This is a genomic window from Acidisoma sibiricum, assembly GCF_057837225.1.
In genome coordinates, this window is the sequence record NZ_JBYQFD010000002.1 from 413,953 (window position 1) to 435,536 (window position 21,584).

General features: G+C 64.1%; 20 protein-coding genes. 14 read left to right on the forward strand and 6 right to left on the reverse strand.

All coding sequences use genetic code 11. The features are described 5' to 3' along the window. Positions 1-315 precede the first annotated feature (315 nt). Complete coding sequence (gene biuH, locus AC3G7M_RS20295) at positions 316-999, forward strand: biuret amidohydrolase (protein ID WP_489216414.1); 684 nt, start codon at positions 316-318, stop codon at positions 997-999. 34 nt (positions 1,000-1,033) lie between these two features. Here the strand turns inward: biuH and AC3G7M_RS20300 are convergent, their stop codons facing one another. After that, the gene (locus tag AC3G7M_RS20300; protein ID WP_489216416.1) at positions 1,034-1,909 is read right to left on the reverse strand and encodes an NAD(P)-dependent oxidoreductase; all 876 of its coding nucleotides are present in this window, start codon (positions 1,907-1,909) and stop codon (positions 1,034-1,036) included. Positions 1,910-2,214: 305 nt separating this feature from the next. On the opposite strand from AC3G7M_RS20300, the gene AC3G7M_RS20305 reads away from it, so the two are divergent. The 9 genes from AC3G7M_RS20305 to AC3G7M_RS20345 all read left to right on the forward strand — a co-directional run bounded on the left by AC3G7M_RS20305 (position 2,215) and on the right by AC3G7M_RS20345 (position 11,646). Then, on the forward strand, positions 2,215-3,090 hold the full coding sequence (locus AC3G7M_RS20305) for a transketolase (RefSeq protein ID WP_489216418.1): 876 nt from the start codon (positions 2,215-2,217) through the stop codon (positions 3,088-3,090). 8 nt (positions 3,091-3,098) lie between these two features. After that, positions 3,099-4,043, forward strand: coding sequence for a transketolase family protein (locus AC3G7M_RS20310; protein ID WP_489217128.1), 945 nt, complete (start codon positions 3,099-3,101; stop codon positions 4,041-4,043). Positions 4,044-4,046: 3 nt separating this feature from the next. Then, positions 4,047-5,519 carry an FGGY-family carbohydrate kinase gene (locus AC3G7M_RS20315; RefSeq protein ID WP_489216420.1) on the forward strand — a complete coding sequence of 491 codons (1,473 nt, stop codon included), beginning with the start codon at positions 4,047-4,049 and terminating at the stop codon, positions 5,517-5,519. Between the two features lie 11 nt (positions 5,520-5,530). Then, the gene (locus AC3G7M_RS20320; RefSeq protein WP_489216422.1) at positions 5,531-6,523 is read left to right on the forward strand and encodes an ABC transporter permease; all 993 of its coding nucleotides are present in this window, start codon (positions 5,531-5,533) and stop codon (positions 6,521-6,523) included. 67 nt (positions 6,524-6,590) lie between these two features. Next, positions 6,591-7,544 (forward strand): sugar ABC transporter substrate-binding protein, encoded by a 954-nt coding sequence (locus AC3G7M_RS20325; protein WP_489216424.1) that lies wholly within the window; start codon positions 6,591-6,593, stop codon positions 7,542-7,544. Between the two features lie 12 nt (positions 7,545-7,556). Next, a complete protein-coding gene (locus AC3G7M_RS20330) occupies positions 7,557-9,089 on the forward strand; it encodes a sugar ABC transporter ATP-binding protein (protein ID WP_489216426.1) in 1,533 nt (510 codons plus the stop codon). Then, a complete protein-coding gene (locus AC3G7M_RS20335) occupies positions 9,058-9,873 on the forward strand; it encodes an SDR family oxidoreductase (RefSeq protein WP_489216428.1) in 816 nt (271 codons plus the stop codon). The genes AC3G7M_RS20330 and AC3G7M_RS20335 overlap by 32 nt, the downstream gene beginning before the upstream one ends. 10 nt (positions 9,874-9,883) lie before the next feature. Further along, entirely contained in the window at positions 9,884-10,843 is a 960-nt protein-coding gene (locus AC3G7M_RS20340) for a sugar-binding transcriptional regulator (RefSeq protein WP_489216430.1), read from the forward strand. Positions 10,844-10,863: 20 nt separating this feature from the next. Continuing rightward, positions 10,864-11,646 (forward strand): SDR family oxidoreductase, encoded by a 783-nt coding sequence (locus AC3G7M_RS20345; protein ID WP_489216432.1) that lies wholly within the window; start codon positions 10,864-10,866, stop codon positions 11,644-11,646. Here AC3G7M_RS20345 and AC3G7M_RS20350 read toward each other — a convergent pair. Genes AC3G7M_RS20350 through AC3G7M_RS20365 form a run of 4 tightly spaced genes read right to left on the reverse strand, consistent with a single transcriptional unit; the run spans position 11,636 to position 16,138 of the window. Continuing rightward, positions 11,636-12,565: an amidohydrolase family protein gene (locus tag AC3G7M_RS20350; protein ID WP_489216433.1), complete on the reverse strand. Its 930-nt coding sequence runs from the start codon at positions 12,563-12,565 to the stop codon at positions 11,636-11,638. The genes AC3G7M_RS20345 and AC3G7M_RS20350 overlap by 11 nt on opposite strands. Before the next feature lie 23 nt (positions 12,566-12,588). After that, positions 12,589-13,569, reverse strand: a complete 981-nt coding sequence (locus tag AC3G7M_RS20355) for an ABC transporter permease (RefSeq protein WP_489216434.1) — start codon at positions 13,567-13,569, stop codon at positions 12,589-12,591. After that, the gene (locus AC3G7M_RS20360) at positions 13,566-15,113 is read right to left on the reverse strand and encodes a sugar ABC transporter ATP-binding protein (RefSeq protein ID WP_489216436.1); all 1,548 of its coding nucleotides are present in this window, start codon (positions 15,111-15,113) and stop codon (positions 13,566-13,568) included. The genes AC3G7M_RS20355 and AC3G7M_RS20360 overlap by 4 nt, the downstream gene beginning before the upstream one ends. Next, positions 15,110-16,138: a substrate-binding domain-containing protein gene (locus tag AC3G7M_RS20365; RefSeq protein WP_489216437.1), complete on the reverse strand. Its 1,029-nt coding sequence runs from the start codon at positions 16,136-16,138 to the stop codon at positions 15,110-15,112. Before AC3G7M_RS20365 ends, AC3G7M_RS20360 begins: the two co-directional genes overlap by 4 nt. A 206-nt stretch (positions 16,139-16,344) precedes the next feature. On the opposite strand from AC3G7M_RS20365, the gene AC3G7M_RS20370 reads away from it, so the two are divergent. Continuing rightward, the gene (locus tag AC3G7M_RS20370) at positions 16,345-17,310 is read left to right on the forward strand and encodes a LysR substrate-binding domain-containing protein (RefSeq protein WP_489216439.1); all 966 of its coding nucleotides are present in this window, start codon (positions 16,345-16,347) and stop codon (positions 17,308-17,310) included. On the opposite strand, the gene AC3G7M_RS20375 is transcribed toward AC3G7M_RS20370, so the two are convergent. Next, positions 17,279-18,640, reverse strand: coding sequence for an NAD(P)H-dependent oxidoreductase (locus AC3G7M_RS20375; RefSeq protein WP_489216441.1), 1,362 nt, complete (start codon positions 18,638-18,640; stop codon positions 17,279-17,281). The two genes, AC3G7M_RS20370 and AC3G7M_RS20375, sit on opposite strands and share 32 nt — an antisense overlap. A 257-nt stretch (positions 18,641-18,897) precedes the next feature. Between AC3G7M_RS20375 and AC3G7M_RS20380 the strand changes: the two genes are divergently transcribed. From AC3G7M_RS20380 to AC3G7M_RS20390, 3 genes are read left to right on the forward strand one after another with little or no spacing between them, the layout of a single operon-like run. After that, on the forward strand, positions 18,898-19,605 hold the full coding sequence (locus AC3G7M_RS20380; protein WP_489216443.1) for a GntR family transcriptional regulator: 708 nt from the start codon (positions 18,898-18,900) through the stop codon (positions 19,603-19,605). Then, the gene (locus AC3G7M_RS20385; RefSeq protein ID WP_489216445.1) at positions 19,602-20,609 is read left to right on the forward strand and encodes an ADP-ribosylglycohydrolase family protein; all 1,008 of its coding nucleotides are present in this window, start codon (positions 19,602-19,604) and stop codon (positions 20,607-20,609) included. The genes AC3G7M_RS20380 and AC3G7M_RS20385 overlap by 4 nt, the downstream gene beginning before the upstream one ends. Beyond that, a complete protein-coding gene (locus tag AC3G7M_RS20390; RefSeq protein ID WP_489216447.1) occupies positions 20,609-21,580 on the forward strand; it encodes a PfkB family carbohydrate kinase in 972 nt (323 codons plus the stop codon). The genes AC3G7M_RS20385 and AC3G7M_RS20390 overlap by 1 nt, the downstream gene beginning before the upstream one ends. Positions 21,581-21,584: the final 4 nt, after the last annotated feature.

Genomic DNA, 21,584 nt, shown 5'->3' on the forward strand with positions numbered 1-21,584 from the left:
GGGCTGCCTGATTGATTGAGACGGTTCCATTCTGTTCCTCCACCGCGCAGAAAGAAAAAATCGATCGCCGATTATATAAACAATAGATACGTAGACCAGACAACTAGAAGTGGGTGGATAAAGTGATCACCTTTTTCTAGCTATGATGCGTGGCCTGCATCTCCGCATATTCGTCCAGGTCGATGCCATTCTTGGCGCAGCCGCAGACGTCATCCAAAGCCCTACCCAGACCTACCCGCCCCCGCAGATCCTGCTTGAACGTCTTGGAAAGCCGTAGCACACAAGCGTGCGATGACTGTCTCATGGAATCCCATCATGATCAAAGCTGATCCTTATACCTGGCCCTATGACGGTGTGATGTCGGTCGCAGACACGGCCCTGATCATCATCGACATGCAGACCGATTTCTGCGGCAAGGGCGGCTATGTCGATGCCATGGGCTATGACATCGCCCAGACGCAGGCGCCGATTGGCCCGATTGGCCGCGTGCTTGCCGCCATGCGTGCGCAGCACTACCCGATCTTCCATACGCGCGAAGGCCACCGGCCGGATCTTGCCGATTTGCCCGCCAACAAGCGGTGGCGGTCGCGCCAGATCGGCGCCGGCATCGGTGACCCGGGACCCTGTGGGCGCATCCTGATCCGTGGAGAGCCGGGTTGGGAGATCATCCCCGAGCTGGCCCCGCAGGAGGGGGAGGCCATTATCGACAAGCCCGGCAAGGGCAGCTTCTATGCGACCGACCTTGAGCTGCTGCTGCGCATGCGCGGCGTGCGCAATCTGATACTGACCGGTATCACGACCGATGTCTGCGTCCATACCACGATGAGGGACGCGAATGATCGCGGTTTTGAATGTCTTCTGCTGGAGGATTGCTGCGCGGCGACCGATCGTGCCAACCATGACCATGCGATCAAGATGATCAAAATGCAGGGTGGCGTTTTCGGCGCCGTGTCCAATTCCGTCGATTTTCTCGCGGGTCTGGCAAGGGGGCCGGAATAAGGCCGCACGGGGATGCGGCCTCTTCGTTTCCGGGTCAGCTTTTGCTGACGTCCTCAGCATAGAGTTTGGCGACACTTGTCATATTGAGGTCGCCCAGGCCCTGGTCGATGCCGGTCTGAAAGACGGTGTGGACCGCCGCGATCAGCGGCGTCCGCTCAGCGCCTCCCGAAACCTCCAGCGCGTAGCGGAAATCCTTGTCGATGAGGGTGACGGGGAATTGCGGGGCGAAATTCTCGGACAGCATCGAGCCTGTCAGGTAATTCGCGACCGGCGCCCAGACCGGGGTGCTGGCCACGGCCTTGAGACTGCGGGCAGGGTCTGCGCCCGCGGCGCGCAGCATGCCGATGATCTCGGCATAGGCCGCGACCTGGATGCCGAGCATTGCGTTGGTGGCGAGTTTCGTTAATGCGCCACAGCCCACCGGGCCCGTCAGGTTGATGGTGCTTCCCATTGCTTCCAGAAGCGGCGCGGCGCGGGTCGCCGTTGCCTCATCACCACCGAGCAGATAGACAAGCTGGCCGGCTTCCGCCTGCGGTCGGGAGCCTGAGACGGGGGCTTCCAGAAACGCCAGATCGCGGCTGCGCACGGCCTTATCCAGCGCACGCACCCAGTCCGGCGTCAGGGTGGAGCTTTCGATAGCGACGGTGCCGTGTGCCATGCCGGCGAGCGCCCCCGTCTCTTCATGCAGCCAGACATCGCGCGATGCTTCATCGTCCCGGACCATGGCAATGACGTATTCGGCGCCCTGGGCGGCCTCCTTCGGCGTAGCGGCCTGTTTCGCGCCCTTCCGCACGAGCGCCTCAGCGGCTGAGGCTGTACGGTTCCAGACCGTGAGCTGATGGCCCGCCTGCAAAAGATTGGCGGCCATGCGGGTGCCCATGGCGCCCAGGCCGAGAAATGCGACATTCATCTTAATGTTCTCCGTTCTTCGCTTGCTGAGCCTGCGCCGGCGTAAGGGCCAGGACCGGTAACCCGAAACTCACGGCCGTAAGCATGCAGGGCGCGGCCGTATCCGTCACAGCTGGTCACGAAACACGGCGTCTTCAATCCGGGAGCCCTTGTATCGCCTGTCATGGATGGGACGAGGGGAATGCGACGGCGGCTTCCGCTTACGCATCATATCCCTTGACGAGGGCGACCTCACTCCGGCACGATGCATGAAAATACGATACTGAATAAATATTCTGTTGACGGCAAGAAGACGATGGGACGGAAATGACGGATCTTTCGGAACAGGAGCGGGGTGCCGCTCTGCGCGCGACAATCATCGCGGCCGATGCGGCGGAGCGGCAGGTTCTGCTTGCCCGCATGGCGGCAGACATTCGGATCTCGATCCTCCACACCATCAATGGCCCCAGAATGGGTCATATCGGCGGGGATTTCTCGGTCGCCGACATCCTGACGACGCTCTTCTTCGGTGTCCTCAAGCTTGATCCGGCCGACCCCAACTGGGCCGGCCGGGATCGGTTTATTCTCAGCAAAGGCCATTGCTCGGCGGCGCTCTATTCCGTTCTCGCCCGGCGCGGCTTTTTCCCGGCAGAGGCGCTGAAAACATTCATGGCGCCGCTCTCAGCACTCAACGGCCATCCCAATCGGCGCAAGGTGGCGGGCGTCGAGGCCAATACCGGGCCGCTCGGCCATGGTTTGCCGATCGGCGTCGGCTGCGCCGTCGCCTCCCGCCTCGCCGGCGCCTCCTGGCGGACCTTCGTGGTCCTCGGCGATGGCGAGCTGCAGGAAGGCAGCAATTGGGAAGCGGCCATGGCTGCCGGCCATCGTGGCCTCTCCAACCTTACCGCGATTATTGACCGTAACCGCCTGCAGCAGGGTGCGCGCACGGAAGATACCAACCGGCTGGAGCCACTGGCTGACAAATGGCGTGCCTTTGGCTGGGAGGTCATTGAGGTCGATGGCCATGATCACGGCCAGCTCTATGATACGCTCGCGGCCAGTGGCACGGACAGGCCGCGTTGCCTCATCGCCCATACGATCAAGGGCAAGGGCGTTTCCTTCATCGAGGACCGGGTGGAATGGCATCATAAGGTGCCGTCGCTGGATCAGGTCGAACTCGCCCTCAAGGAGCTTGCGGCGTGATGGATGCCATGACTGAATCGCCGAGCACGCCCACCTTTGACTGCCGCGCCAGCTTTGCCGAAACGCTGATCGAATTGGCGCGCACCGATCCGCGCATCGTCGCCGTCTGCAATGATTCCGTAGGATCAAGTAATCTCAATTCTTTCCAAAAGGAATTTCCCGATCGTCTGATCAATGTCGGCATTGCCGAGCAGAATATGGTGGGTGTGGCAGCCGGTTTGGCCAATGGCGGCTTCGTGCCCTATGTGAGCTGTGCCTCGCCCTTCCTGACCGGTCGGGCCCTGGAACAGATCAAGGCCGACATCGCCTATAACAACTACCATGTCGTGCTCTGCGGCCAAAGTCCCGGCATGTCCTATGGCGAATTGGGACCGACGCATCATTCCATCGAAGATTTCGCCTGGATGCGTGCTTTGACCGAGATGACGATCATCGTGCCGGCTGACCCGAAGCAGACGCGGGATGTTGTGCGTTGGGCGGCGACGGCCAATCGTCCGGTCTTCATGCGGGTGGGCCGCTACAAAGTCCCGGCTGTCACCGCTGACGATCAAGGTTTTGAACTCGGCAAGGCGATCCGCCTGCGCGAGGGTGGTGATGTGACAATCATTGCCTGCGGCACCATGGTGTCCCGGGCGCTGGACGCCGCGGATCTGCTGCAGGCGCGTGGCGTGGCAGCGCGCGTGCTCAATATGACGACGATCCAGCCTCTGGACGAAGCGGCGGTGATTGCGGCGGCGGCGGAAACGGGGCGCATCGTGACGGCCGAGGAAGCCATCATCCATGGCGGCCTCGGTTCGGCCGTCGCTGAATGCGTGGTGCAGAACAGGCCAGTGCCGATGCGCATTCTGGGCGTGCCGCATCTGGCGCCCACCGGCAGCACCAGCTTCCTCCTCGACCATTTCGGCCTCAATGCGGCGGGTCTCGCGCGCGCCGCCCTGGAACTGGTGGGTTAAGTCATGACCCGGCCGATGCTCCTCGCCATTGATCAAGGCACGAGCGGCACCAAGGCCATTCTGGTGGACGGCACCGGTGCGATCCGCGCCCGCGGCCATGCGCCGGTCAGCGAGACGCATCCCAGACCCGGCTGGGTGGAACAGGACCCGACCGCCATCTGGCACAGTCTGCAACAGGCCGTGGCGGCTTGTCTGGAGGGTCAGGACGCCGATGCGGTCGTGGCAGTGGGGCTCAGCACGCAGCGGGAATCCGTGGTCTGCTGGGATCGTCTGACCGGGGAGCCGATCACGCCTGTATTGAGCTGGCAGGATCAGCGCACGGCAGCGCTATGTAACGCGCTCCGCAGTCCAGAGGTCGAGCGGCTGGTGCGGGCGCGCAGCGGCTTGCCGCTGGACCCCATGTTCTCTGCGGTGAAAGCCGCCTGGCTGCTGCAGAACCATAGCGGCGCGGCCAGCGCCGCGCGGGATGGAAGGCTTGCCATCGGCACGATCGATGCCTGGCTGCTCAGCCGCTTCGGCGGCGAGCCGATGACGGAAATCGGCAATGCCGCCCGTACGCAGCTTGTACATGTCGCGGAAGCGGGCTGGGACGACGATCTGCTGGCGCTGTTCGGCGTGCCGCGGGCGGCCCTGCCAAGGCTGACCCCGTCCACCGGGCCTTTCCCCGCCGTGCGCGGCCTGGCGCCGCTGCGGGACGGCACGCCCGTGCTGGCGGTGATGGGGGATTCCCATTCGGCGCTTTTCGCGCAGGGTGCTTTCGCCCCCGGCCAGATCAAGGCGACCTATGGCACGGGGTCTTCCGTCATGGGGCTGATCGGACATCCCGATGCAATGGGCGCCGGCGCCTGCCTGACCATCGGTTGGCAGATCGGCGGTGAGCGGCCGGCCTTCGCGGCCGAGGGCAATATCCGTGCGACGGGCGCCGCCTTGCGCTGGATGGCCAATCTCCTCGGCATGAGCGTGGCGGCGATGACGGAGCTTGGCGCCCGCTCCGACAGCCGCGGCGCTGTTCTGGTGCCCGGCTTTACCGGCCTGGGCGCCCCTTGGTGGGACCGCGATGCCGTCGGGCTGATCAGCAATCTCGTCCTTGATACCGGGCCGCCCCAGCTCGCGCGTGCTGCGATGGAGGCGGTGGTCCATCAGGTCGCCGATATGGTCGCGGTGATCGGCGAGACCGTCGGCCAGGTGACGGACCTGTTCACCGATGGCGGCCCGAGTGCGAACGGGGCCTTGATGCAGATGCAGGCGGATGTGCTGGGTTGCGTTATCCACCGCGCGCAAACGGCTGAGCTATCTGCGCTCGGCGTCGCGCATCTGGCGGGTCTGACGGCGGGCGTGTGGGACTGGCCGGCGCTCCGCGCGCTGCGCCGGCCGCGCGATAGCCTGCTACCAAACATGACGGAAGCCGATCGCGCGAGCCAACGCGCGCAATGGAAAGCGGCTGTCGACCGCGCGCGGTCGGCCAAGACCGCGTAAAGGGAAGAACGATGTCAAGCTCGACCACCGCGCGGACAAGCGCATCACCGACCGTCAAGCGTATGCTTCTGGCGCGGCTGCTGACTGGTAACCAAGGACCGCTCCTTGGCCTCATTCTGCTCGGCATCGTGTTCTCGGTCACGAGCGACGTCTTTCTCTCGCCACGTAATTTTCTTAACATCATCGATCAGGTAACGGTTCTCGGCATTCTGGCACTCGGCATGACCGGCGTAATCATCATCGGTGGGATCGACCTTTCCGTTGGATCGATTCTGGCCGTCTCCTGCATGGTCTTCGGCTGGCTGCCGCAAGATTACGCCATTTCCTATCCACTTGCGGCGGTCATCGCGCTTTTGGCCGGCGGTGCCTGTGGACTGGTCAATGGCCTGCTCATCACGCGGGCGAAGCTGCCGCCCTTCATCGCGACGCTGACGGTGATGTCGGTCGGGCGAGGCCTGGCCAATCTGACCACGGGCGGCGAACAGGTTGTCGGCTACCCCGACTGGTTCACGCAGCTGGCGACGATCCGGCATCTCGGCTTCCTCTCGGCGACCGTTGCCATGTTTGTTCTGCTTGCGCTCGCCGGCTGGATTTTCCTCCGCTATCGCGCGACCGGCCGCAGCCTTTATGCGATCGGCGGCAATGGTGAGGTCGCGCGTCTCGCGGGCATTAAGGTGCAGCCGCTGACAGTCTGGGTCTATGTCGCCTCGGGTGTTCTGGCGGGGCTTGCCGGATTGGTGCTGTCGGCGCGGCTTGACTCGTCTCAGCCGAGCGCCGGCCTCGGCTACGAGCTAGACGCCATCGCGGCCGTGGTCATCGGTGGCGCCAGCCTCTCAGGCGGCATCGGTGGCATCGGTGGCACCGTCGTCGGCGTTCTCATCATCGGCGTGCTGCATAACGGCCTCAACCTGGTCGGCGTCTCACCCTTTATCCAGCAGGTCATCATCGGCTGCGTCATCGCCGCGGCCGTTACCATCGACAAATTCCGTCGCAAGGAGACCTGACGGACCAAGCCTGCCGGCGCCGCGCCGGCAGATGACGTGCCTGCATAAAAACAAGAACGAGGGAAACATGTTCAAGACCAAGCTGCTCGCCACCGCTTTCACAGCCGTGGCCCTGATGGGGCTGACCGGCCTGCCGCTTCTGGGTGCGGCATCCGCCCGCGCGGACGAGCCGACCGTGGGCCTGGCCGTCGCCAATCTCCAGGCCAATTTCTTCAACCAGATCAAGCAATCGGTGGAAGCCGAGGCGAAGCTCAAGGGCGTCAAGGTTATCGTCGTCGATGCGCATGGCGATAGTGCCACGCAGGTCAATCAGATTCAGGATCTGATCACGCGCGGCGTGAAGGCGCTGATCTATATTCCGGCGGGCGCGACCGCCGCCGGTGTGCCGGTGCGCGCCGCCCAGGCCGCCCATATCCCGGTCGTCGCCGTCGACCGCAATGCGCCCGACGCCCCGGCCGATACCTTCATCGCCACCAATAGCGTCGCGGCCGCCCATACGCTTGGCGACTATGTCTGCAAGATCTCGGGCGGCAAGGGCCAGCTCGCGATCATCCAGGGGCAGATCGGCACCACGCCGGAGAATGATCGCAATACCGGCTTCAATGCGGCGATGGCGGCTTGCCCCGGCATCCATCAGGTGGCGAAGCAGGCAAGCCAGGAATGGTCGCAGGCCGAGGGCTTCAACATCGCGCAGGACATGTTGCAGCGTCATCCTGACATCTCGATCTTCTTCGGCCGTGCCGATGGCCTCGCCTTGGGTGCAGCGCAGGCCGTCAAGGTCGCCAATCTTGATCATCCGGTGATCGTCGTCGGCTTCGACGGCGATACCGCCGGACTGGTTGCGGTGAAGAACGGCGTGCTTGCCGCGACCATGACGCAGAAAACCCAGGCGATGGGCCGGTTGGCGCTCGATTCCGCGCTCGACCTCGCCGCCGGCAAGACCTTGCCGAAGGAGCAGCTGCAGTCTGCGGTGCTGACGACGAAGGACAATGTTGCGCCCTTCATCGCGCAGCATCCGTAAGGGGCTCAGACCATGGGCGCAACAGCGGTGGATCTGCCGGTGACATCGCCCTCTGGCGCGGAGGGGCGCGCGGTGCGCCTCTCCGTGCGTGGAGCCAGCAAAAGCTTCGCGGGCACGACGGTCCTCAAGGACGTCGATCTGACGGTGCGGGCAGGGGAGGTTGTGGCGCTTCTGGGGGAGAATGGTGCGGGGAAATCGACGCTTTCCGCCATCATCGCGGGACTCATCAAGCCCGATGCGGGCACGATGCTGTGGGAAGGCGCGCCTTATGCCCCGACGTCGCCCGGCGATGCCATGGCGCATGGCGTCGGGCTCATCCATCAGGAGATGCGTCTGCTGCCGGACTTGACCATTGCCGAAAATGTCTTTGTCGGCCGCCTGCCGATGACGGCCGGGCGCATCGATCGGGAGCTGATGCGCGCGCGAGCCTCGGAGCAGTTGCAGCGTCTGGGGCTCGATATCTCGCCCGATACGCTCGTGCGCCAGCTGCGCGTGGCGGCGCAGCAGCAAGTCGAGATCGCTAAAGCGCTGACGCTGAAGGCGCGGCTGCTGATTTTGGACGAGCCGACGGCAGCACTGGGCGGTGACGAGACCGATCGGTTGTTCGCGCAAATAGAGGCGCTGCGACGCCAAGGCTATTCCTTCATCTATATCAGCCATCGGCTGGATGAGATTGCGCGCATCGCCGATCGCATCGTCGTTCTTCGCGACGGTAGGCGGGTCGCCGAGCATGAAACGGCGCAGGTACCGGTGCAGACGCTGCTGCGGGATATGGTGGGGCGTTCCATCGATCGTCTCTTTCCCCATGTCGCCGCGCCGCGTCCGCGCGAGGTCTTGAAGGTCGAGGGCCTGTGTTCTGCGGCCGGTGCCTTTGCCGATATCGGCTTTACGGTGCGGGAAGGCGAGATTTTCGGCATAGCCGGCATTGTCGGCGCCGGCCGCACCGAGCTGGTGCGGGCCATTGCCGGGGCCGATCCCGTGTCCGCGGGAACGATCTCCCTGGATGAGACGGTATTGCGTCTGTCCGGCCCGGCGGATGCGATCCATGCCGGCATCGTACTGGTGCCCGAGGACCGCAAAGGCCAGGGCGTGCTGCTGGACCATACGGTGGGGGACAATCTGGCCCTCGGCAATATGGACCGGCTGGGCCGGCACGGCTGGATCGATCCGGCGAAGATCCGGGATTTTGGCACGCGCATGATCGAGCGTCTGGGCGTAAAAGGCCGCGTCGATCAGCAGGCGCGCTATCTCTCGGGGGGCAATCAGCAGAAGGTGGTGATCGCACGGTGGGTCGCGCGAACGCCCAAAGTGTTCATTCTCGACGAACCGACACGCGGCATCGATGTCGGCGCCCGTGCCGCAATCTATGAAGTGATCGCTGAACTGGCTGAAAGCGGCATGGCCGTTGTGGTCGTGAGTTCCGATCTTGAGGAAGTGCTCGGCCTTGCCCATCGCGTCATGGTGCTGGCACGGGGCCGGCAGATGGGCGTCCTTGACCGGGCGGAGGCCAATAATGTCGCCGTCATGGCCCTGGCGACAGCATAAGAACAAAAAGGAAGCGGCTGTGACGGATCTGTTTACCCTCCAAGGCGAGGTGGCTTTGGTCACCGGCGCCGGCAGTGGCATCGGTCAGCGTTTGGCGGTGGGCCTGGCCGAAGCCGGCGCCGATGTCGCCTGTTTCGATCTGGCCTCCAGCACCGGGCTTGACGACACCGTCGCGCGGATTGCGGCGCTTGGGCGCCGTGCGGTGGCCGTGCGCGGGGATGTGACGGCGCCTGAGGATCTGGCGCGGGCCGTGGACGCCGCAGAGGCGCTCGGGCCCCTCTCCATCGGCTTGAATTGCGCCGGCATTGCCAATGCCGCGCCCGCGGAGGAGATGGGACAGGCGCAGTGGCAGCGCATGTATGATGTGAACGTCACCGGCATCTTTCTGTCCTGCCAGGCGGAAGCCCGCGCCATGCTGAAGAGGCGCCGCGGTGCGATCGTCAATATCGCGTCGATGTCCGGCGTCATCGTCAATCGCGGCTTGCTCCAGGCCCATTACAACAGCGCCAAGGCGGCGGTCATTCACCTCTCGAAAAGCCTCGCGATGGAATGGAGCGACCGCGGCATAAGGGTAAACTCGATCAGCCCCGGCTATACGGCGACACCGATGAATATCCGCCCGGAAGTGGCCGAGCAGGTGAAGCAGTTCGAGGCCGATACGCCCTTGGGCCGCATGGCGACAGTGGACGAATTGGTCGGACCCGCCGTATTCCTTGCCAGTCGCGCCGCATCCTTCTGCACAGGGGTCGATCTTCTGGTCGATGGCGGCTTCGTATGCTGGTGAAGGACCGCTCTTGCCCCGGAATGACGAACTCCGCCTGATCGCCCGCGTCGCGCGCATGTATTATCTGGAAGAGGTGAAGCAGTCGGATATCGCCGAGCGGCTGACCATATCCCAGGCCACCATCTCTCGCCTGCTGCGCCGGGCGCGGGAGGAGAATGTGGTGCGGATCAGCGTGCATACGCCGTCCGGCACCTTTCCCGAGCTGGAAGAGAGCCTGTGCCGGAAATTCGGCATGACCGAGGTCATTGTCGCTGAATGCGCCGAAGAGCGTGATGGGCAGATCCTGCGCCGGATGGGCGAGGCGGCGGCGCTCTATCTGGAGACCACGCTCCAGGCCGGGGAGATTGTGGGCATTTCCTCCTGGAGCGAGTCCCTGCTCCACACGGTCGAGAATATCCATCCGCAGCGGCGGCTGGCGGCAAGCCGCGTGGTGCAGATTTTGGGCGGCATGGGCGATCCCAGCGTGCAGACGCATGCGACCAATCTGACACGGCGTCTGGCGCAGCTGATCGGCGCCCAGCCGCAGCCCTTGCCGACCCAAGGGGTGACAAGTTCCATCGCGGCACAGAAGGCCCTGACGGGCGATCCCTTCGTGCGTGAGACCCTGGCCTATTTTCCACAGATTACCCTCGCACTGGTCGGCATTGGCGCGGTGGAGCCCTCCAAGCTTCTGGCCGACAGCGGCAATGTCTTTACGTCCAACGAACTGGCGGAACTCGCCCGCATGGGTGCGGTGGGCGATATCTGCCTCAACTTCTTCGACCGCAATGGCCAGCCGGTGCCATCCGCTTTTCAGGAGCGGGTGATCGGCATCGGCCTCGATCAGCTGCGCGGCGCCAGGCGCGTCGTGGCGGTGGCGGGCGGGCAGCGCAAGGTCGCGGCCATTCTGGGCGCGATGCGCGGCAAGCTCATCGATGTTCTGGTCACGGATCAATATACAGCCGCGCGGCTTGATGCCGCGGAGGACTGAAAAAACAGGGAGAGACAGCGATGGGATCGTTGGATGGGAAGGTCGCTATTGTGACCGGTGGCAGCCGGGGGATCGGCGCTTCCATCGCCCGGCGCTTCGCTCGTGACGGCGCGGCGGTGGTTGTGGCGGCGAATGAGGCGTCCGTCGCGGCGGTGGCGGAGAGCATCCGCGCCGAGGGCGGGCGGGCGACGTCGATCGTGGCGGATGTGACATCGGCTGCCGATGTCGCGCGGATCTACGATCTGGCGGAAGCGGATTTCGGCCGCGTCGATATCTCGGTGCAGAATGCGGGCGTCATCACCATCGCGCGGATCGAGGCAATGACCGAGGCCGAATGGGACCGGGTGATGGCGGTCAATACCAAGGGGGTATTTCTGTGCTGCCAGGCGGCGATCGCGCGCATGCGCAAGCATGGCGGCGGCGGGAGATTGATCAACACAGCCTCCGGCCAGGCGCGGCAGGGCTTTATTTTCACGCCGCATTATGCGGCCAGCAAGTTCGGCGTGATCGGCATCACGCAAAGCCTTGCCAAAGAAGTCGCGAAGGAAGGCATAACGGTCAATGCCTTTTGCCCAGGCATTATTGAGACCGATATGTGGGCCTATAATGACGAGGCCTGGGGCAAGCTGATGGGCAATTATGCCCCCGGTGCGCTGATGGCGGAATGGGTGGAGAATATCCCCATGGGCCGCGCGGGTACTGGCGAGGATGTCGCGGGCCTGGTCGCCTTTCTGGCCGGCGCGGACGCCGCCTATATCACCGGCCAGACCATCAATGTCGATGGCGGCCTGATCATGTCCTGACGAGAGGCGCGGTATTCTCAATACGGTAGACCGATTTTGCCGTGTCTACCAAAACCGCTTCGCGTTCGTTTTCGGTCAGCGGTGCCACGGCCGCCGCGATAGCGCCCCGTATCGTTAACCCAGTCGCAAACAGACGATCGACAGGAAGATTGGTGCCGACCATGCACCGGGCCGGCCCGAATGTCTGCAGCACGCGATCCAGAAGCGGCAGCAGATCCGTCACAGTCCAATGAGGCGCCCCAAGACCAAAACCGGACAACTTCACATAAACATTGGGCGCCTGTGCCAGTGTATGGAGGGCGCTTTGCCACGATCGGACACCGTCGGCGCTGCGATCAATGGGCATGCCCATATGATCGAGTATGATCGTCGTGTCTGGAAAATCGGCAGCGAGGCGTGCCGCCATCGCCATTTGCGGCCAGTAGATCTGAAGATCGAAGCTCAGGCCGCGGGGCTGCAACAGCGCAAAGCCGCTTCGCCAGGCAGCATCGTCCATAAGACCTGGCGTGGCACAGAAGCGGAGCGACGGGGTTACGTGCCAGTTCAGGCTTTGCCGGATGCCGCGCAGGAGAGGGCTGGCGGCCTCGTGCGCGTCCAGCACGACGTCCACATCCGGCGCGGCCAGATCGGCATAGGCGACGATCGCGGCCAGATGGGGCGCCGAAGGCCGCAGGCTTTGCAGCCACCGCGTCTCCCCCACCGGATCACGGCGATCCCAGCCATTCTCGACATGCACGCTTTGGATAAGCGTCGCACCGGCAAGGTCCTGCTCATGATCCGGCGGCAGGTAGCTGCGGCGTATGGGTTCCAGATCGCCTTCCAGCGGCGGTCGCCGGGTGCGATCCATCAGCCAAGGATAATTGAACCGGGTGACATCCTGGAAATGGTGATGCGTGTCGATGAAGGCGAGACCCGGCATGGCTTGCCGCCGATCATGCGCGGTCATCGTTTTGGGCGCGCGAGACGGTCGATATAGACGGCGAGGATGACGACCGTGCCGGAGGCGACATACTGCCAAAAGGACGGCACGTTCATCAGGGTCAATCCGTTCTGCAGGCCGCCCAGTGTGAGCGCACCGATGAGCGAGCCAAGCGGATTGCCGACACCGCCAAAGAGGCTGGCACCCCCGATGACGGAGGCACCGATCGCCTGCAGTTCAAAACCGGTGCCGCCGATGGGCTCGGCTGCCCCGATGCGGGCGACCAGGACGAGGCCGGCAAGGGCTGAGAGCACGCCCGACAAGGCGTAGACAAAGATCTTCACTCGGTCGATGCTGATGCCGGAAAGCCGGGCCGCTTCGTCATTGCCGCCGACGGCGATCACCTGCTCGCCCAAGGATGTGAACCGGATGAGCAGGAAAGCGAGTACCGCGATGATGATCGCGTAAAAGACCGGCATGGGGATGCCCGCGAGATCACCCGCGAAGACGGCCCGAAAGGCCGTCGGCAGGCCATAGATCGGCTGTCCATTGGTATAGATCAAGGCGGCGCCGCGATAGACGCTCAGCGTGCCGAGCGTGACGATAAAATCCGGCAGCTTGAGCTTAGCGATCAGGATGCCGTTCACCAGCCCGCAGGCAAGGCCGACCAGCAGTCCCGCCACAACCGCAAGCGCGAGGCTTTGCCCGGCCAAGCTGCATGCGACCATGCTGGAGAGGCCGACCGTCGATCCCACGGACAGATCGATTCCGCGCGTAATGATGACAAGCGTCATGCCGGTCGCGATAATGGCATTGATGGAAGACTGCAGCATCACGTCCAGCAGATTGCCGACCTGATAGAAGCTGCTGGTGAGCACTGAGAAGGCAATGAACAGGGTGAGGCAAGCGATCACGGTGCTGGCCTGGCGAAGCGCGCTTCGACTGCTGCCCTGGCCGCTGCCGGGCGAGAGGAAAGGCATGGTGTTCATGATGGTCTTGATCATGCGGATAAGCTCTGACTCGCAAAATGCATGAGATCGTGCTCGATCAGCGTATCGTCGTTGACCAGCATGCGGGTGATCCGTCCTTTGTTGACGACGGCAATTCTGTGCGACAGCCGCAGCAGTTCGGGCAGCTCCGACGAGACGACGATGATGGCCGCACCTTGCGCGGCCAGGTCCTGCAGCAGATCGTAAATTTCGGCCTTCGCGCCGACATCGATGCCGCGGGTCGGCTCGTCGAAGAGGAGGATGCGCGCGCCGGTTGCCAGCCAGCGCGCGATGACGACTTTCTGCTGGTTGCCGCCCGAGAGATTGAGCATCGTCGCCGAAATCGTGGCCGGGCGGATGTGCAGGTTGTGCACGTAGCGATGCGCCTCGGCCTGACGGGTCTTCAGCCTGAGGATACCACACCGAGAGAAGCGGCGGTGATTGGCCAGGCCGAAATTCTGCTCCATCGACATCATCGGCACAATGGCGTGTCCGCGACGGTCTTCTGGAATGAGCGCGACGCCGAGGGCCATGGCGGCCGCAGGCGAGCCTATGGCCACGGCTGCGTCCTGCACCCGGATCTCCCCGGTCAGCTGCGCATCCAGCCCGAAGATGGTGCGCAGGATGGCTGACCGGCCGGAGCCGACGAGGCCGGCCAGGCCGAGAATCTCACCGGGCCGCAGGGCCAGGTCGATATTCTTGACGCGGGCGGTGGTGAGGCCGCGCAGTTCCAGGATCGGCGTGGTTTCGGCGGCCGGGGGCCGCGGGCGCTCGCTCATGGCGATCGCCAGCTGGCGACCGGCGATCATGTCGTTGAGGGCACTATCCGTAAAATCTGCGACCGCGCCACTCTTCACGACCTTGCCATCCCGCAAGACGGTGAAGCGATCGGCGACGGCCCGGATTTCCTCCATCTTGTGCGATATGTAGATGATGGCGTTGCCGCGGGCGCGCAGGTCCGCGATAACCTGAAAGAGGCGGTCCCGCTCGGAGGGCGTCAGGCTCGATGTCGGCTCGTCGAAGGCGATCACGCGGCCGCCGCGCGCCAGGGTGCGCGCGATTTCGACCAGCTGCCGATCTGCCATACCAAGCGCGCCGACACGCATGTCCGGGTGGAGATGCGGGGCCAGGCTGCGCAGAATGGCGCCAGCCGCCGCGCGGTCTCTCTGGCGGGGGATAAGGCGCAAGGCGGAGGCGTGGCCGAGGAAGATGTTGCGGGCGATATCGAGCTGGGGAACCAGACTCAGCTCCTGGCTCACGAGTCCGATCCCGAGGGCGAGGGCATGGCGCGGATTTTCGATCGTGACCGCGCCGACACCGTCGAGGTGGATCTGTCCCTCATCCAGAGACACGATTCCGAAAAGGACCTTCATGAGGGTCGACTTGCCGGCGCCGTTTTCACCCAGCAGCGCATGGACCTGATGCGCGCCGAGGGTCAGGTCCACCCTCTGCAGCACACGCACCTGCGCATAGGATTTGCTAATCCCCTGCATGGCCAGAACGGGCGCGCCGTGATCCTTCTCTGTGGCGCGCCCGGAGTGGAATATCCTTTGCGTCACGGCGTTGTGGTCACCTGATACTGGGCAACATTCGCCTTGGTCATCACCACGTTGGGAGAGACGACCCAGGGCGGAATGGACTGGCAGGCGAGCAGGCGGAGTGCGACATCGACACCGAGCTTGCCTTCCTCGAGCGGAAACTCTGCGACCGTCGCCCGCATATCGCCATTGGCGATCGAGGCTTTCGCTTCGGGAATGCCGTCCGTGCCGACGACCGCGACCTTGGCGGCGGCGCCGGCATCCTTCACCGCTTCATAGACCCCGAGTGCCATGCCATCATTATTCGCGTAGATGCCGACCAGCGCCGGATGCTGGCGCAAGATATTGGTGGTGGCGTTCATGGCCGTCAGCCGGTCCCAATTGCCCGGCTGGCTCGCTACAAGATGCAGGTTCGGATATGCCGCCAGCTGGTCGCGGAAGCCCTTCATGCGGGCGCGTGCATTGGGTGAGCCGGCCATCCCCTCGATCTGCGCGACATCGCCGCCATTGGGATTAGCCTCATGGAGAAATATCGCTGCCTTGGCACCGATGGCATGCTGATCGGTGCCGATATAGCTGCTGGCCCCGGCGGAACGCGCATCGTCGATGACGACGGTCGGGATATTGGCAGCGCGGGCGGCCGCAATCACCGGCTCAAGGTTGGTATCGGATTCGGGGGAAAGCAGCAGGGCATCCGGCTTCTGTGACAGCATGGTCTGTGCCAGATTAAGCTGCTGCATCATTGATGCCTCATCTTGCGCCGCCTGGACGCTCAGCGTGATCCCGTTCTTCTGAGCCTCTGCCTTTGCCGCGGCCGCCGCATCCTGCCAGAACTGGTTGATGAGCGTTTTCGTGATATAGGCGAAATGCAGAGGATGAGAGGGTTTGGGCGTCGGGCCGAAGGTGCTGCTCAAAGCGGTACTTTCGATTTGTGCTGCGGTACCCGTCGGATAGGTGGAACAGGCTGCCTGCGCCGCCTGTGAACCCAGTGCAGCGGCGAGCGCACTCAATAGACAGAAACGCGCCGTGCCGTGTATTTTTATCATTGGTGTTGTCCTCCCTCATTTGTTCTTGACTGCGAAGACGACGAAAGTGCTCAACGCAACAAGCTCGCATTTTTCTGCGTTATGGCGGGAGGGTAATGTCAGTCATCTGTTAAGAACAAGTTAGAAGGATTGCATGGACGTGAAGGAAAGCTTAAGTGTTAGGCCGTCGTCACGGACAAGAGCCAGAATGGCCGGTGAGGTGTCCTTTGCAGCTTCCCCTTCGCGCAATCTATGCATTTCATACGGCGGCCAAGGCGCGCAGCATCTCGAAGGCCGCCGCGGAACTGAGCGTCACGCCCTCAGCAATCAGCCAGCAGATTCAGCTGCTTGAAGTCCAGCTCGGGACGTCCCTGATGGTCAAGGCCGGACGCCATATTGCATTGACCGAAACCGGCGAGCGCTACTTCGCGTCCATCAGCGAGCAACTTGATCAGGTCGTCGCGGCGACGAACGAATTACGCGGTTTCCGTTCGGTGGTAACGCTGAATGTGCGCGCAACGCCGACCCTGTCGCATAAATGGCTGCTGCCGCGGTTGCCGTCGCTGATCGATGCCCATCCTGATCTCGAAGTCAGGCTCGACGGCACTAACGAGCCTACCGATTTCGACAAGGAATCGGTCGATATTGAAATCCGCCACGGCGACGGCGCATGGCCCGGTCTTTACGTGGAGGGCTTCGCCGAGGAAAGCTTCCAGCCCGTCTGCGCCCCTTCCTACGCTGCCGCGGGCAGTCTGCTTCCGTCCGATCTTCTCGACTACCGTCTCATCCATTCCGTGAAGGCACAGGCACAATGGGCGCGCTGGTTCCAGCTCGCCGGACTCGATCGCGCGTGTCATTGGAAGAAGGTCTCGTTCGATCGCAGTCACATGGCGATCGACACTGCCGTGCGCGGTCTCGGCATTGCGCTCGAGAGCACGCTCATGACGGAGCGCGAACTGGCGGAGGGTTTGCTCGTGTCACCGGTGAGAGAGGGGCCGCCGATCCGGCTCACGACGCAGTGGATCGTATGCCCGCGCGCGCATCTCGCGAAGCGGAAAGTGCGCATCTTTCTGGAATGGCTGCAGCGGGAAAGACAGGGTCCGCAAAGTGGCACGGTGGGACGGGCATCCGCGCGGCCGCGTATGCCCGCAGGCGAAAGACCTACTGCGCCGCGACCCCGCCCGGGCCCGTGAAGCGACGCTCCATCTCCTGACGGAGCGCCACGACATCGGCATTCTCGGTCAGGTCGACATCGTCATAGCTGACGGGCTGATCCTTGGCGACCGGTCGCTTCAGCTTGACGTAATGGGCCAGGCCGATGGGCAGGCCGCGCAACGCCCGGCTGCGCTCGGCGGGAATGGCATTGGCCCATACGGCATAGCCGCCTTCGCCGTCCAAAACATCTCCCGGCCGCATGTCTTTCTTGGCGGTTGCCACCGCATCACCGCGGAAGGCGGTGCAGGAACCGGTCGCCTCGCCCCGCAGTACGGCGGACAGCACGCTGATGGACGCCTCCAGGCCGATGAGATGGAATGGCCGCCAGAGCGAGGCGTACCATCCGCTCGGGTCCGTGAGGAGGCCATACTGCTTGAAACAGGCACGTGCGTATTCGCTATGGGCCTTGAAGGTTACAAAGACCCCGTAGCGGATATTGTTGAGCACCTCGCGCCCGTCTGGTTCCTGGCTGGCCGCGATATCGACAAGACCCTCTTTTGCCAGTCGGCCGCCATCGCTCACTGGCCGGAACACCCGCGCGAGATCGTGCACGCCGGCCGGCGGAAATGCGAGCCCATCCTCTGGGCAGCTGAGGCCGGTTGCATTTGCGACGGCCGCCATCTCAATCGCGGCCTTGGTGCCATCCGTGAAGGAATTGTATAGGCGAGGATTGAGCTTGTCCTTGGCCACCATCTCCTCGCTCCATCCGAACAGGCCCCAGACCGTGTCCGGCGTGGAATAGCGGTAGCGCGGTTCAAAATTCATGCCCTTGCCCGCCGCGACCAGATCAAAACCGCAGGCGCGGACCCAATCCACCATTTCGCAGATCAGAGCGGGCTGATCGCCATAGGCCATCGAGTAGATCAGACCTTTGGACCGTGCCTTCTCAGCCAGGATCGGACCGACCATCACATCGGCTTCGACATTGACCATGACGACATGCTTGCCGTGTTCGATGCAGGCGAGCGCATGGCGCGTGCCGGCAATCGGATGGCCGGTCGCCTCGATCACGCATTCGATCTCCGGGCAGTTGAGCATGGATGACACGTCATCGGTGATGAAGGTGGTGCCCGTGCGGACAGCCTCTCCCACGCTGGCAGCCTGATAGCTTTCTGCCGGCCAGCCCACGCGCTTGCAGGCGTTGCGTGCATCCTGAACAGACAGATCGACAATGGCGACGATATGCAGACCCTTGATGCGAATGGCTTGGGACAGAATCATCGAGCCGAATTTGCCGGCGCCGATCAGCGCCGCGCGCACCGGCCGGCCGCCTTCTGCGCGCGCACCGAGGAGAGAGTAAAGATTCATTCTGCTGTTCCTGAGAAAGACATAGGCGAAACTGCCACCCCAGCAAGCGCTTATCAGGGGACCGCTTAACATGCGTGAGTCTAGGTGCGCCGAATGACCTTCGGACGACAATTTAGAAAAACCGCTCATCCATTTAGTTTTGTTTGCCTTCGCGGCCTCAGACTTTGCCGTGGGGGTCGGCATGTGGCGGCTGAGCGCCCTTGCGTCCCGCTCAGATTGCCGCTTATGATCGGACAGGTTCATACAGGTTCGGACAAGTGGCCACCAAATATCAAAAGGTCGCAGAGCGTCTGACGCGCGGCATCCAGACAGGTGCCTTCCAGCCGGGCGAGCGCCTGCCGGGCGAAATCGACCTCGCCCGCAGTTTCGAGGTCAGCCGCAGCACCATCCGACAGGCGCTCTCCAGCCTGCAGAATGCCGGGCTGATCGAGACATGGACCGGCGCTGGCTCCTTCGTCTGCTACAATGGCGCGCGGATTGACGATGGGCTCGGCTGGTCGCGCGCCCTGGCAAACCATGGCGTGGCCGCCGCGGCCCGCATCCTCCGTTTCGAGCGGCTGCAGGATGCGGCGCTCGCCGAGGTGCTCGACCTCGACCAGCCGGATTTTCTGGCGCTCGATCGTGTCCGCAGCACCAATGAAGGCAAGCCGGTTTCCTTCGAGCGCAGCCGTCTTCCCTGGCGGGAGGTCTTCAGCACCGTGATCGCGCATGGATTGGTTGATAACTCCCTCAACCGGACGCTTGAACGGCTTGGCCTCACCCCCGCCGGCGGCAGCGAGGCGGTTGCCCTGCTGCGCCTGAGCGAGGCCGAAGCCAGTGCCCTGGCCCAGCCGGTGGGGGAGCCGTTTCTCAGCACCACCCGCATCGTGCGTGATCGTGACGGCGCTATCCTCGAACATGTGAAAAGCCTTCTGCATCCGGGGCATTTCACGCTCAGCCTGAGTTTTGGAGATGCCGCCCGATGAGCATGGCTGATCGCGCCTACGGTGCCCTGCTGGGGCTGGCCATCGGCGATGCACTCGGCATGCCGACGCAATATACCGCGCGCGAGACGATTGCCGAGCGCTACGGAATTCTGGATTGGTTCCAGCCCGGCCCGCCGGACAATTTCATCAGCCGCGGCATGGAAGCAGGCCGCGTCACCGATGATACCGATCAGGCGGTGATCCTGGCCGGGATGCTGGTAGCGGGCAGGGGGCATGTCGACCCCGAGAGCTTCGCCCAGGCCCTGCTTGCCTGGGAAACCCGGATGATCGCGGCCGGCTCGCAGGATTTGCTCGGCCCCTCGACCCGTCATGCCTTGACGCTGGTGGCGCAGGGCATGTCCACCGAACTGACCGGCCGCACGGGTTCCACCAATGGCGCTGCCATGCGGGTCGCCCCCGTGGGCATCGCCTTTCCGGCGGACCCCTTGGCAGGACTGGTCGATGCGGTCTTTCAATCAGGCCATGTCACGCATAACACCACGGTCGCGATTGCCGGCGCATCGGCCGTTGCTGCGGCCGTCAGCGCGGGTATTGCAGGGGCAAGCCTTCCACAAGCGCTGGAAACGGCGATACGGGCGGCGGAACTGGGCGCCAAGCGCGGCTTCTATTTTGCGGGTGGCGATGTCGCGGCGCGCAGCCTTTGGGCAATCGATTTGGTACGCGGGCGCGCGGAGGCCGAGGCGCTCGATCTGATCTATCGTCTTGTCGGCACCGGCGTCGCCACGAACGAGGCGGTGCCGGCAGCTCTCGCGATTTGCACGGTGGCGCCCGCAGACCCCTGGCGCGCCTGCTGCCTGGCCGCCAGCCTGGGCGGGGATTGCGATACGGTGGGCGCCATTGCCGGCGCCATCATGGGGGCCTGTCACGGCGCCGCGTCCTTCCCCGAAAACGCTGTCGCGGCGCTGAAGACAGCCAATCCCGATCTCGCCCTAGAGAACCTGGCCCAAGGGCTGCTCGCGCTGCGGCGCCGGGCGCCCGGCTGATGGAGCAAGCGCCGCGCCTTTTCACCGTCGGCAGCATCCTTGCCGATATCCGCCTGGAGGTGCCGCATCTGCCGGCCCGCGGCGGGGATGTGATCGGCACGGGCGCGGCATTTTCGGCCGGGGGCGGCTTCAACATCCTGGCCGCCGCAGCGCGCCAGGGCATGGCCTGTGTCTTCGCCGGGCGGCACGGCCGCGGCCCCTATGGCACGCGCATCCGGGCGGATCTCGCGGCCGAAAACATCCTCGCACTGCTGCCGCCGGTGGCGGACAGCGACAGTGGCTTTTGTCTTGTCATGGTGGAACCGGATGGCGAGCGGACTTTTGTCTCGTCGCCGGGAGTGGAGGCGGCGCTCGGCGGACGGCGCTTTGCGGATCTTGATCTCAGGCCCGGCGATACCGTCTTTGCCTCGGGCTATGATCTCGCCTATCCCGAACTCGGCCCCTCTATCGCCGCATGGATGGAAAGCCTGCCGCGCAGCATCCGCTTCGTGGTCGATCCCGGGCCGCTGGTGGCAGACATACCCGCACCTGTGATGGCCCGCATCATGCCGCGCGCCACGGTCTGGAGCATGAACCGGCGGGAGGCCGCGCTGCTGACGGGCACGGCTGCGTTCCCGGCCGTGCGGGCCCGACTGACGCCGGGCCTGGCACCGGATGCGCTTCTTATTCTACGCGATGGCGAGGCCGGCGCCTGGGCTTCCGAAAGCGCCGGTAGCCTGCCCGTGCTGGTGCCGTCCCCCGTCGTGCGCATGGTCGATTCGACCGGCGCCGGCGATAGCCATGCCGGTGTCCTGATCGCGGCCCTGGCGGCCGGACTGTCGCCGCTTGCGGCGGTCGCCCGCGCCAATGCGGCGGCGGCCTTTTCCGTGACACGTCCTGGGCCCGCGACGGCGCCGGATAAGCGCGAACTTGACCAATTCCTCGCCGGCGCGACGCCGCCGACCGAGCGGAGTGCTGCCGAGGCTGACTGACGAC